General features: G+C 67.0%; 9 protein-coding genes and 1 pseudogene. 6 read left to right on the top strand and 4 right to left on the bottom strand.

Features of this window, described 5'->3' with window-relative positions; all coding sequences use genetic code 11:
* Positions 1-164: 164 nt before the first annotated feature.
* From ACXAEK_RS22720 to ACXAEK_RS22710, 3 genes are read left to right on the top strand one after another with little or no spacing between them, the layout of a single operon-like run.
* Positions 165-701: a hypothetical protein gene (locus tag ACXAEK_RS22720; RefSeq protein WP_475045592.1), complete on the top strand. Its 537-nt coding sequence runs from the start codon at positions 165-167 to the stop codon at positions 699-701.
* On the top strand, positions 698-1,672 hold the full coding sequence (locus tag ACXAEK_RS22715) for a glycosyltransferase family 2 protein (protein WP_475045591.1): 975 nt from the start codon (positions 698-700) through the stop codon (positions 1,670-1,672). Before ACXAEK_RS22720 ends, ACXAEK_RS22715 begins: the two co-directional genes overlap by 4 nt.
* A gap of 7 nt (positions 1,673-1,679) precedes the next feature.
* Complete coding sequence (locus ACXAEK_RS22710; RefSeq protein WP_475045589.1) at positions 1,680-2,726, top strand: hypothetical protein; 1,047 nt, start codon at positions 1,680-1,682, stop codon at positions 2,724-2,726.
* A 26-nt stretch (positions 2,727-2,752) separates the two neighbouring features.
* Here the strand turns inward: ACXAEK_RS22710 and glf are convergent, their stop codons facing one another.
* Positions 2,753-3,925 (bottom strand): UDP-galactopyranose mutase, encoded by a 1,173-nt coding sequence (glf, locus tag ACXAEK_RS22705; RefSeq protein ID WP_475045588.1) that lies wholly within the window; start codon positions 3,923-3,925, stop codon positions 2,753-2,755.
* Positions 3,926-4,012: 87 nt separating this feature from the next.
* Positions 4,013-4,948, bottom strand: coding sequence for a sulfotransferase (locus tag ACXAEK_RS22700; RefSeq protein ID WP_475045587.1), 936 nt, complete (start codon positions 4,946-4,948; stop codon positions 4,013-4,015).
* 107 nt (positions 4,949-5,055) lie between these two features.
* Here ACXAEK_RS22700 and ACXAEK_RS22695 point away from each other — a divergent pair.
* The 3 genes and pseudogenes from ACXAEK_RS22695 to ACXAEK_RS22685 form a co-directional block, all read left to right on the top strand.
* A pseudogene (locus ACXAEK_RS22695) lies at positions 5,056-6,608 on the top strand (amino acid adenylation domain-containing protein); the annotation flags it as partial.
* A complete protein-coding gene (locus ACXAEK_RS22690) occupies positions 6,582-7,868 on the top strand; it encodes an acyl carrier protein (protein ID WP_475045702.1) in 1,287 nt (428 codons plus the stop codon). The pseudogene ACXAEK_RS22695 and the gene ACXAEK_RS22690, both read left to right, overlap by 27 nt.
* A 7-nt stretch (positions 7,869-7,875) precedes the next feature.
* On the top strand, positions 7,876-8,847 hold the full coding sequence (locus ACXAEK_RS22685; RefSeq protein WP_475045585.1) for a sulfotransferase family protein: 972 nt from the start codon (positions 7,876-7,878) through the stop codon (positions 8,845-8,847).
* A gap of 19 nt (positions 8,848-8,866) precedes the next feature.
* Here the strand turns inward: ACXAEK_RS22685 and ACXAEK_RS22680 are convergent, their stop codons facing one another.
* Both ACXAEK_RS22680 and ACXAEK_RS22675 read right to left on the bottom strand, forming a co-directional pair.
* Positions 8,867-10,150: a hypothetical protein gene (locus tag ACXAEK_RS22680; RefSeq protein ID WP_475045584.1), complete on the bottom strand. Its 1,284-nt coding sequence runs from the start codon at positions 10,148-10,150 to the stop codon at positions 8,867-8,869.
* Positions 10,147-11,997, bottom strand: coding sequence for a glycosyltransferase family protein (locus ACXAEK_RS22675; RefSeq protein ID WP_475045583.1), 1,851 nt, complete (start codon positions 11,995-11,997; stop codon positions 10,147-10,149). Before ACXAEK_RS22675 ends, ACXAEK_RS22680 begins: the two co-directional genes overlap by 4 nt.
* Between the last annotated feature and the right edge of the window lie 286 nt (positions 11,998-12,283).

The following is a 12,283-nucleotide window of genomic DNA, read 5'->3' as shown; positions in this document are numbered from 1 at the left end:
CCCGAAAGCCTTCCAGAAGATGAAAGAAAGCCTGCAATACACGCTGAGAATGACTGCATCCTGTGGTTGCGGGCATACAGAGCTTCGCTTAGACCTGCAAGCATGAACCCCGCGGCCGGCGGCATGCAGCTGCCGGGTGCCGCCGCCGGAAAGGACCGATCCGCTTGACCCTGCCCCCGCCCCTGGGCCCCTGCGCGCCCTTCAACCAGGCCCTGGCCCGGCTGCAAGACAGCACCGGCGGCGGGCCAGTCAGCGGCAGCACGCCCCTGGATGAGGGGCTGAAGCTGCATGCGGATCCCGCCCTGCAGGCCGGCGGGCGCTGGCGCTCTCCGGCCGGGCGGCTGCTGGAGCTTGATCTCGAAACCGCAGGCCCGGGGGAGTGGATCGGCCTGCATCTGGACCTGGGGCCGCTGGACCTGCTGCCGTTCCGCTACGCCGGGCTGGCCTGCCGCAGCGCCGCTGCCGGGCATGAGGCGATCCGCCCCTGCCTGCGCGCCGGCCTGCCCGGCGGCGGGTTTTCCGACTGTTTCTTCCCGCGCCACATCCTGGCCCGGGCAGAGCCGGGCGATCATATGGACACCCTGCATCTGCCCAGCTGCCCGCAGCTGCCGCTGGATGCGGAATGGTTTGAACTGGTGCTGTTTCTGCCGCCCCGCAGCTGCCGCCTGGAACTGCATGACCTGCGGCTGTTCTTCCTGTGACTCTGACCGTCGCCATCCCAGCGCATAACGACGGCGCCAGCCTGCTGCGCCTGCTGCGCATGCTGCGGGCGCTTGGCTGCGCCAGCCGGATCGTGGTGGTGGATGACGGCTCGCGGGAGCCGCTTCAGGAGGCCGCCCTGCTGGCCGCGGCCGGCCTGGAGGCCGGGCAGCTGCAGCTCTTGCGCCACGGCACCGCCAAAGGCGCCGGCGCCGCCCGCAACCTGGCGCTGGCGCATGTCCAGACCTCCCATCTGCTGTTCCTGGATGCCGATGACCGCCCCGGCCGCGCCCTGCCCTGGCTGCTGCAGGACCTGGCCGGCCAGGACTTCGATTTCTGCCTGTTCCAGCATCACGACAGCCGCCGCGAGGCGCAGGGCGGCTTTGGCCAGATGCCCTATGACCAGGAATTCTGGGACCGCGCCGGGCTGAGCCTGGGCGCCCTGTCGCCGGTCCCGCCCTTTGCCGCCGCCTGCCTGGTGCAAACCTCGAACTACCCCTGGAACAAGATATACCGGACCGCCTTTCTGCGCGATCACGGTATCGGCTGCTCCGAGATCCTGGTTCACAACGATATCGAACTGCACTGGCGCAGCTTCCTCAATGGCAGCCGGATCCTGGCCAGCACCCATGCGGCAGTGGTGCATGACGTCTCCGCAGGCGGCCAGCGGCTGACCAACCGGACCGGGCCCGAACGGCTGGACGTGTTCCTGCCGCTCGCCCGGATTGCCGCTGAGATCCAGGCAAAAGGCCTGGACCTCTATCAGCAGCCGTTCTGGAGGTTCTTTGCCGGGCTGATGCATTGGGTGAAACACGCTCTGGCCCCTGAGCTGCACCCGCAGCTGGCCCAGCAGATCCGCGCCTTCCTCGCCGCCCATGCGCCGGCCGGGCTGCCCGGCCTGCCGGACCTGCCCGGCCTGCAAGGCTTACCTGGCCTGCCGGATGCGCCCGCCGCGCAGCGCCGCCAGGCCTGAGCCCGCCATGGTCCCGCACCCGCCGCCCGCCGCCCCCGGCCGCCGCAGCAGCCCGCGCCAGATCTGGCTGCATGCCGGCCTGCCGAAATGCGGCTCGACCACGGTCCAGCACCATATGGCCGCCGCCTATGAGCAGCATCTGCAGCTGGGCCTGTGCTATCCGCAAAGCCAGCGCGCCCCCGATGGCTACCGCAACCACATCCCGCTGGCCCGGCTGGCTGCCGGGGCCCTGCCCGCGGCCCTGGCGGAGATCGCGGCAGAGGCAGAGCGCCACGGCTGCCGCCGCATCCTGCTGTCCTGCGAGCATTGGACCAATATGTTCCGCACCGGCAACCTGGCCGCGCTGGTGCAGCTGCTGCAGCAGCAGATGCCGGACTGGCAGATCCGCCTGGTGGCCTATTTCCGCAATCCCTACGGCTTTGCGGAATCCAGCTATGCGCAGTTTCTGCGCGCCGGGCTGTTCGGGATTGATAAAGCGGCCTTCTTTGCCGCAGGCCCGCCCGGCATCGGCCGCTACCTGCGCTGTTTCGAGGACAGCTACGGCTTCCCGCTGCCCTCGCTTCTCGGCTTTGCCCGGATGCTGCGGGCGCAGCTGCCCGCGGACAGCCTGATCCTGCGCTCAAACGCGCCGGCGGATCTGGATGCGCCGGACATGCTGAGCGATTTCTGCAGCCTGCTCGGCCTGCCGCCCCCGGCCGCGGCGCCGCGGCGCAACAGCCGCATCCTGCCGCGCAAGCTGGCCGAACTCGAATATGTGCAGACCCGGGTCAGCCAGCCGGTCTATGCGCAGCTGCGCCCGAAACTACTGAAGCGGGATTTCACCCGCGGCGCCCCGCCAGGCCCCGCCCGCGGCAGCAGCCTGCACCTGAGCGCCGCCATGGCAGACGGCATCACCCGGCTGCTGGAGGCCGAGCGCAGCGATCTGGCCCGCCTGTTTGCCACCCGCACCGATGCGCTCTGCGCCGCGCGCAGCCAGGACTGGAGCCGGGCAGAGCTGCTGGACGAGGCCGCCCGGGCCCGGCTGCGCAAATTCATCCGCCGCCAGACCGCCTGAGGCGCCCCGCCCCTAGGGGCCGCCCCCTACAGCGGCGCGGTGAAAAACGCAGGCGCCGCTTCGCCCGCCTCCAGGCAGGCGGCAAAGCCGCGCGCCGCGTCCAGCGCCTCGCGGATGGTCACATCCATGTCCAGGTAACGGTAGGTGGCAAGCCGCCCCACGAAGGTGACGCCGCGGGTCTCTTCGGCCAGCTTCACATAGGCCGCCAGCAGCTCCTTCTCCTTCACCTGGCGGATCGGGTAATAAGGAATGTCGCCGGGCTCTGCCAGGCGCGAGAACTCGCGGTAGAGCACCGAACCCTCGTGGCTTTCCCAAGGTGCGAAATGCTTGTGCTCGGTGATGCGGGTGTAAGGAACAGCTTCCTCGCCGTAGTTCATCACCGCGCAGCCCTGGTAGTCGCCCTGATGGGTGAAGCGCTCAAAATCCAGGGTCCGGTAGCCCAGCCGCCCCAGCTCATAGCCGAAATAGCCGTCCAGCGGCCCGGAGTAGAACACATGGTCATACTCTGCCCCCATCTCCGGGGTAAAATCAGTCTCTAACTTGACCGAAATGCCCGGATGATCGAGGATCTTGGCGATCATCGCGGTATAGCCGTTCTCGGGCATGCCCTGGAACTGGTGGAAGAAATAGTTGTCGTCGTAGTTGAAGCGCACCGGCAGCCGCTTCAGGATCGAGGCGGGCAGCTCGGAGGGGTGCATGCCCCATTGCTTGATGGTGTAGCCCTTGAAAAACGCCTCATAGAGATCCTTGCCGACAAAGCGCATCGCCTGCTCTTCGAAGGTCTGGGGATCTGCGATCGAGGTATCGGCCTGTTCATTGACAATGAAATCATGCGCTTCTTCCGGGCGCAGGGTCTTGCGGAAGAACTGGTTGATGGTGTGCAGATTGACCGGCAGCGAGAACACTTCCTGATCGCCCGAAAGCCCGCGGGTGGTGGATTTCACCCGGTTCTTATAGGGCAGGAAACGCTCGAAGCTGTTCACATAGTCCCAGACCTCGGCGTCGTCGGTGTGGAAGATATGCGGCCCGTAGACATGCACCATCACGCCGGTTTCCCCGTCGCGCTCGGTGTGGCAGTTGCCGCCGATGTGGCCGCGGCTGTCGATCACGGTGATCCGGTGGCCTGCTTCGGCCAGATGCCGGCCGATCACGGCGCCGGAAAGCCCCGCCCCCACCATCAGATAGTTTCCTGCAGTCATAGACGCTTATCCTTCTTTCTGCCCGGCACGGGGGGCGCACCCCCGTGCCAAAGCGGGCTGTATCGTGGCTGTCTGCGCACAGCCGGGTTACCGGTCCGCCGGGACCGGCGCGACTCCGGGGCGGTACCCAAAGGCTTCGGCAAACGGGAATGTCTCGGCCTCGGCCATGGCGTGCAGGGCGGCATTCTTGGGATCTTTCCAGCTTTCGGCGGTGCGGATGGAAATCTCTGTCTTGCGCTGGCGCAGCACCGATGCATTGGCCGGCGGGAACAAATGCTCCCGCGCCCAGGACACCCGTGCCGAATGCTCATCGGTGAAAAACGGCGTCGCGCGCTCCAGCCCGGCCCAGCTCTGGATCTGCTCGACATGCTGGCGCGGCGACACGGTCAGATCCTCATAGCGCAGCAGCATGAATTTCTCCGGGTCATGGGCGCCCAGCCACTGCGCCCGCTGCTGGCGCTCCACCCAATTGGCGGTGCGCATCCGCAACCGGTCGCTTTTCTTGATGATCTTGGCCCAGCTGACGCCCACCGCCCGGGGGTCGCGCACCAGGTTGAGCACATAGACCTCGATGCCGGGAACCAGGCTCAGCGCCATCGCCACATCCACCGATTTGGAGCTGTCGACCAGCATCCGCCCGCCGGCCTGCTCCGCCGCGGCATCATAAAGGGTTTTCAGCCGCTCCAGATGCGCCGCATGCGCCTGCGACAGCCGCGCCCGGGCAGCCGGGTCCTGCCAGGAGCTCTCGGCATTGGCGCCCTTGCGGAACGCAGCCTTGCCCGCCATCAGCGCCGCCATCGCCCCGGCGCCGTGCCGGGCCTCGACCCGGGCGCGGACAGGGCCCCAGAAGCTGCATTCCGGCACGTCGCGGCGGCAGCTGCACGGGGAGTGTTTTTCCACCGCCATCGGCAGGTCCCGGATCTGGCCGATATTCTGGGCGTCGTCATTCTGCGACAGCAGCATCGACAAGAATGTTGTTCCCGAGCGTCCGGCCCCGGCAATATACAGAACTTTAGTAACCAATTGGCCTTCTCCCGCAGCGCAATGCACCTGCCGGACGCGCGGATCCGCGGTCCGAAAATGGCATCATTTATGGCTTGTTTCATGCCTTCTTTTTTGGGAGAAACGCAATGTTTTTTATGGCTGGACCGGTAGTTCACATGGCAGATTTCTCCCCGACACCCGCGGCTCAGGAAAACTGGAATGCCGCTGATGATTTTCTGCGTTCTGCCGCCCGCTGGGGGGACCGCCCCGCGCTCACCGCAGAGGGCATCACGCTGACCTATCAGGCGCTGCTGGAACAGGCCCAGGGCCTGGCCGCCGCCATTGCCGCACAGGAAACCGGCCAGAGCGCCCCGGTCACCGCCATCTATGCCAGCCGCGGCCCCGGCACCTATGCCGCGGTGCTGGCAGCGCTGCTGCGCGGCCATGCCTATGTGCCGCTGAACCCCAAGTTCCCGCCCGAACGCAACCGCTATATCCTGGAGCGCTCCGGCGCCGCCTGCCTGCTGCATGACAGCGCCAGCGCCGCGGCGGTGGAGGAGATCCTGGCGGTCCCGTCGGACCAGGACAGCCCGCAGCGGATCGATACCGGCGCCCTGCCGGCCGGGGAGCCCGTGCAGCGCCCGGCGGCCCTGCGCCAGCCCGCCAGCCCCCCCGCCAACCCCTATGCCTATATCCTGTTCACCTCCGGCAGCACCGGCCAGCCCAAGGGCGTGGCCATCCGGCACAGCAACCTGGGGGCCTATCTTGATGCGGTCTTTGCGGTCGCGGATTACGGGCCCGATGACCGGATGTCGCAGAATTTCGACCTGACCTTCGATCTCAGCGCCCATGACATGTTTGTCTGCTGGCGGGCCGGCGCGCATCTGATCGTGCCCTCTGCCGCGGATCTGGAAGAGCCAGCGGCTATCTGCACCGCCATGGCCTCACCTGCTGGTTCTCGGTGCCCAGCCTGGCCCAGAAAATGCGCATGCAAGGCGCGCTCAAACCCGGCGCCCTCAGCACCCTGCGCCTGACCCTGTTCTGCGGCGAGGCGCTGCCGGCGGATCTGGCGCAGGACTGGGCGCGCGCCACCGGCCACCGGGTGGAAAACTGGTACGGCCCCACCGAGGCCACCATTGCCTGCACCCGCTACCCGCTGCCCGCCGATCCCGGACAGATCCAGGGCCGCTTCAACCTGGTGCCGATCGGCCTGCCGCTGCCGGGCATGCAGACGCTGGTGCTGCGGGAAGACGGCAGCCCGGCCGCCGCCGGCGAGAGCGGCGAGCTGCTGGTCACCGGCGCGCAGGTCGCCGACGGCTATGTGGCGGATGCCGAGAAAACCGCCAGGGCCTTTGTGGTGCCGGAAGGCCGCAGCGCGGTCCACTACCGCACCGGCGACCGGGTGGAAGCCGGGCCGGACGGCAGCCTGCAGTTCATCGACCGCATCGACAACCAGATCAAGATCCGCGGCTACCGGGTCGAGCTGGGGGAAATCGAGGCGGTGCTGCGCAGCCATGCAGAGGGCTGCAACGCCGTTGTGGTTCCGCTGCCGCTGAAATCCCCCACCCCCACCAGCCTGGTTGGCGTGGTCGAGGGCTGGGAGGGCCTGCCGCGGCAGCTGCTGAAGGCCCTGGACGGCAAGCTGCCCGATTACATGAGCCTCACCAAGGTGATGCTGATGAAGCAATTCCCCAAGAACGCCAGCGGCAAGGTGGACCGCGGCCGGATCGGCGAGCGGGTGGTCCGCCGGCTGGAGAAGCGCCAGGCCAAGGCGGCCGGCCCCGGCAAGGCGAACCGCTATGACACGCTGGTCCAGGATATCCAGAAGATCAATCCGGCCATTTCCCACGCGGATATCGAGAAGGCCGGGAACCTGATGGATATCGGCCTGGATTCGATGGGCTTTGTCGAATTTACCATCCAGCTGGAAAAACGGTTCGGCCTGGAACTCACCCAGGACACGGTGGCGGCCCTGTCGCATATGTCCCTGCGCCAGATCCTGACCTTTATCCGGCAGGCAAAAAAACCGGAAGGCGCCGCCAGTTTCGAGCCGCTGGCCAATGCCCATGCCAGCCGCTCGGTGCGGCGGCAGAACCCGCATTACCGGGCCATGCGGTCCCTGGACATGCTCGACAAGTTCCCCGGGTTCAGCCGCTCCGCCGCTGATCCCCTGGTGCTGTGCATCGGCTCCTCCGGCTTCATGCGCGGCATCAGCGCCCCCGCCATCGAGGCCGAGGCCCGGCGCCGCGGCCAGCGGGTGCGGGCGGCCAACCTCGGCATGGCGATGCTCAGCATCGAGGGCATTGCCGAGCTGTGCGAATTTGTCCGCGACACCATGGCGGAGCAGAACAAGCGGATCGCGCATGCGGTGCTGGAGCTGGAGATCATGCAGCTGAGCATCCTGCCCCCGGTGGGCGACATCGGCATTGTCGCGGATTACCGCAAGGGCACTTTCGACGGTGTCGAGCGGATCTATTATGACGCCTCGACCGTCTGGGACCAGGATGCCGGCGGCACCATTGCCCCGCCCAAGAAGGCCCGCACCAAACTGCCCGCGGCCAATTGGGAGGAACGGCGGGCCCGGGAAATCCGTCAGACCTTCCTGGGCGGGGTGCCGATGGACGAGACCTCTGTGGCGGCCTGGCGGCGCGGGCTGGCGGCGCTGCGCGAGGTCAGCGACGAGGTCAGCGCGGTGATCCACCCCATCCTGTGCGACGATCTGCAGACCCAGCGCCAGCGCGTCTCGCCCAATCATTTCAGCGCCCTTGTCAGCCAGCTGAGCAAGGAAACCGGCGTCCGGATCATCCCCGACACAAGGTTTGAGCTGGATCCGGAAGATTTCCAGGACTTCAACCACCTGGCGGCCCAGACCGGGCGCGACAAGTTCTCAACCCAGATCGCCGAAACCCTGTTCGCCGAAACCCTGCCCGCTCCGGCCGCAGCTGCCGGCAGAAAGTGATCCCCCGATGCAACACACCTCCCCCGCTTCCGGCCCGGCCGCCCCTGCCCCGGTTTTCCTGATCTGCTCCGAGCGCTCCGGCTCGAATCTGATCAGCACCATCATGGGCACCCATTCCCAGGTCTACGCGCCGCCGCCGCATCACTTTGGCCGGATCGTTCTGCTGAACCTGTACAAGACCCTGCAGGGCGGCGCCGCCTCTCCGGCCTGGGCCCGGCTGAAGAAATACGCCACCGGCCGCGTCGAGGCCCTGCAGGATCCGGCCGATGCCAAACGGGTGAAACAGTGGCTCGACGCCCAGTCCCAGGTCGACCCCAAGGCCATCGCCCGGTTTCTCTACCGGGACATGATGCCCGAAGCTGCAGGCAAGACCGTTTTCATCAAGGAAAACAACCTGCACAACCTGATGTTCTTCCTGCTCGACTGCTTTGCGGATGCCCGGTTTGTCTTTCAGGTGCGCGACCCGCGCGACTACCTGGCCTCGGCCAAGGCCGCGGTCAAGGGCGGCAACAAGTTCGGCAGCACCCGCAAGGCGCTCAAAGTCTGGGAAGAAGACCAGCAGGGCGGCCTGCATGCCCTGGGGCTGCTGGGCCCGGACCGCGTCTTCCTGCACCGCTACGAAGACCTGCTGCAGGCGCCCGAAGACACGCTGCAGCGCCTGTGCAGCTTCCTTGGGATGCCCTTTGAACCCGGTATGCTGGAGTTCCACAATACCGACCGGGCAGCCAAGCTTGCGGCCAGCACCAAGCAGCGCAAAAACATCAGCCAGCCGCTGATGAGCGGGAATTTTGCCAAATACCGCACCGCGCTGGCGCAAAAAGACATCCAGCGGGTGGAACGGCGGCTGGGCCGGCTGATGCAGCAGTTCGGCTATCCGCTGGATCTGGAAACGCCGGCAAAGCCAGGCCGCCAGCCGCTGCTGGCGCCGCTGGATTATGGCCGCTGGGATCCTGCGGCAGCCGCCGAAACCGCCTCCTGACCCCGCCCCTTCAGGCCCCTCAGGCCTCTCCGGGGGCCTTCATGGGGCCTTCATGGGGGTCTTCATCCGGGACCGCCAGCTCTGCCAGGAACCCGCGCAGGGTGTCATTGCCCTGCCAGTCCAGCGCCTGCAGCTGTGCCAGCACCGCCGCCGCCGCCTCCAGCTCCGGCAGCGGCTGCACCTCCAGCCCCTGCTCCAGCCCGGCAAAGAATCCGCTGCGCCCGCAAACCCCGCCAAGCCAATCGTCGATCGGCCGGAACTGCTCCAGCATCCGCGCCCGGTTCTCCGCCCCGAACAGCTCGATGCTGCTGCTGGCAGGCAGCTCCAGCCGGCCCTGCAGCTCCATGCGCAGCGCCTTGCGCAGCTCCGCCGCCTGCTCCGGCTCCAGCTGGTGATTGGCCAGCCGGGCGATCTCGTAAAACGCCCGGTGGATGGAATCATTCTCGCGCCGCTCCGGCGCCAGCCCCCCGGGCAGCTCCAGCCCGGCCTGGGCGATGAAATCCGCCACCGAGCCGCCGCTGGCGCGCACCTGCGCATAATCGCGCAGCACCACCCGCGCCGCAGGCAGCGTTTTGAGCCAGCCCTCTACCATCCGCCGGTAGTCGAAATGGATGCTGCGCAGATAGCCGTCCAGCCCGTCCCCGCGCAGCGGCTTCAGCTTATGGCCGAACTTCAGCCGCTGGCCGTGCCAGGAGGCCAGGTATTCGTCGATCCGCCGCAGCGTCGCCACGATGGTGAATTCCGCCCCCGGGAACCAGTCTGCCAGCCGTTCGATCAGCGCCGGGTCGGCGGCATTGAAATTGGCAAAGACCTCGGCCGCCAGGATCACCGTATGCGGCTGTGAAAAGCGGATCTGCTGCTGGATCGCATGCACCATCTGCGGCAGCGCCGGCAGCCGCTTGTGATAGGGCGGCACCTTGCCATGGCTGTGGTCGGCCAGCATCCGGAAGGCCAGCGCATTATGCGGCTCGCGCACGTTGATCGGCAGGCTGCCGTCAGGCGGCGGCAGCAGCCCGCCGGCAGCGGCCGCCATATGCGACAGCCCTTCGAATTCCACAAAGGGATAGAGAATGCCATGGCGCGCCAGCGCCGGCGCATTGCGCGCCAGGAAGTCCTGCAGCGAGGTCGAGCCGACCTTGTGGTGGCCGATGAACAGCACCACCTTCAGCGGTGCATCCGCGGCGGCAGCGGGACGGGGAAGGACGGGCGCGCCCGGGGCCGGAACTGAGGCCGGAGCGGGGGCCGGGGCTGGGGCTGTGAATTTGGATCCGGAGGTCTGGATCAGCTTCTTGATGAGCTTCACTCGGCGGCTTCCTGCTGCATGTCTTGAGGCTGGCGGGCCAGGTTCAGCTTGGCCTGCCAGTAGGTTTCACTGGTGAAGCTGCCATACTGCATCCGGTAGTCCGCCGCCAGCCGGTCATAGGCTTTCAGGAACGCGCGGGCGTTTGCGGCAAACCGCCGGATCTCGCGCCAGGCCGCGGATTTGGAATGGCGCACGGTGTAAAATTTGCTGCGCTCCGCGTTGAGGCAGGTGATTTCCGCCGCCCCCCAGGCATAGCCGATATGGCTGCGGTTCTGTGCCTCCAGCGTAATCTTGCGGCCGAAGCGGCCAAAGCCCGGGATCAGCAGCCCGTTGAGGCTGAGCTTCATCAGATGCCGCCGCCAGGCGGCAGGCGGCGTGCTGCGCAGCGGCGGCAGCGCCTGATGCGGCGCCAGATCCTGCCAGGCCTCGGTGCCGGTCAGCGCCTTGATGTCGGCCCGGCGCCCGGCCATATCGGCATTTGCATCAAAGAAACCCGGCCCCTTCATCACATCCTCGACCGCCAGGTTGACCGCGGCCAGCGTATCGTAATGCATCCGCGGCAGGTTGCGCAGGAAGAACCAGACGGCGATCTTCAGCACCCCCAGGGCGCCCACATCCAGGACCGGCAGGCTCAGGTGATGGGCCATATGGCTGCGCAGATCCAGATACCAGGTCTGCGGGCTTTCCTTCTCGGTAAAGCTTTCCTGGAACGACACCACCCCGTTCAGGCGCACGATATTGAACCCGTTGGCCAGCGAGAAGCTGACGTCGTCGCCGCGCACAAAGAACGGAAACGCCAGATGCCTGGCCTGCTCCAGCGGGAAGGCGAAATACCACCAGCCGCCATACAGCTCCTGCGGCGGCGGCCCGGAGACCTCCTGTTCCATCGCCGCCGTCTGTTCGAAATCGCGCAGGTCGGTGCCCATATACAGCGGCTGGCAGCGGGTGAAGAAACGGGCGCCGTTTTCCCAGATTGCCCAGCGGTGCTGCTCGCTGATCATGGCGCCCGCCACCGCGGTGGCCGGGTCCTGGGCATAGGCCAGCAGCATCCAGGTGCGCTCCAGGCTCTCCATATGGATGGAGGCATCGTCATCCATGAACAGGCAGTGCGAGGCGCCGCGCACGCGCGCCTCCAGCAGGCCGCGGGTAAAGCCGCCGGCCCCGCCCAGGTTTTCGTTCGGGATCACCGTCACCCCGTCGCGCGGCGGCAGCTCCAGCGACTGGCCGTTGTCGGTGATGATCAGCTGCACGTGATCTTTCATCCAGGAGCGCTCGCGGAAGGCGCAGAACCGCTCCGCCGTGCGCGCCGCCTCGGCCTCGCGCTTGAAGGTGGTCACCGCCAGCGCCAGCTGCGGGGTGCGCCGCGGCGCATCCTGCGTCTGCCAGGACGCCTGCGCCAGGAACGCCTCGCCGCCCGCGGCCCGCAGCTCGAAGAACAGCAGCGCCGCATCGCCCGCCGCCTGCATCAGCGCGGTCAGATCCAGCCGCACCGGGCAGCCCTCTGCCAGCTCCACAATGTGGTCGCTGCGGTCCCAGGAGCGCCCCCGCGGCGCGGCAAAGACCGACACCGTGAAGCTGCCCCTGCCCTCCAGCAGCAGAAACAGGCTCTGCAAGGCGCATTGGCGCTTCCAGGTGCCCGCGTTGAACAGATTGAACCAGGTGTCGAAACGGGCGCAGCTGCCCGCAAAAAACCGGTAGCCGCCCGGGCTGCCATCGGCGGCGCGGACCGGGCCGGCCGGGCCGTTTGTGCGCAAATACAGCTCCTGCTCCGTGCAGATCCCCAGCTCAGGCCACATCAGCCCCTGCAATGTGGTAAACCCTGCCGCCGCCGCTGCTGCGTCTGTCATGCCTGTACCCTTTCGCACCCGTCCTGCACCGCCCGCTGCATACTGCAGCTACGCCTGGAAGTACACGTCCGCGTTAGGGTCAGAACCCATTGATTCCGCACCACTGGCGCCAAAACCGCAAAATTTCAGCGGTTTGGCGCGCGCAGGGAATGGCGGCGCCATTTCCAAGCGGGCCAAACCGCTGGGATGCAGCAGTTTTGGCGTCCTGCGGATTTGGCGGATTTTCGGCCTGACGGCGTTACAGGATCTTGAAAATCAAACAGATTTCCTGCGCTCCTGCGCCTTG

It is taken from the genome of Leisingera sp. ABM4_101 (assembly GCF_056158725.1).
This window is presented reverse-complemented; position numbering and strand designations above follow the sequence as displayed.

Coding starts and splice junctions, on each gene's coding strand:
- ACXAEK_RS22685 (WP_475045585.1), top strand. CDS start 7,876: ATGCAACACACCTCCCCCGCTTCCGGCCCGGCCGCCCCTGCCCCGGTT.
- ACXAEK_RS22675 (WP_475045583.1), bottom strand. CDS start 11,997: ATGACAGACGCAGCAGCGGCGGCGGCAGGGTTTACCACATTGCAGGGG.
- ACXAEK_RS22690 (WP_475045702.1), top strand. CDS start 6,582: ATGCTGATGAAGCAATTCCCCAAGAACGCCAGCGGCAAGGTGGACCGC.
- glf (WP_475045588.1), bottom strand. CDS start 3,925: ATGACTGCAGGAAACTATCTGATGGTGGGGGCGGGGCTTTCCGGCGCC.
- ACXAEK_RS22710 (WP_475045589.1), top strand. CDS start 1,680: ATGGTCCCGCACCCGCCGCCCGCCGCCCCCGGCCGCCGCAGCAGCCCG.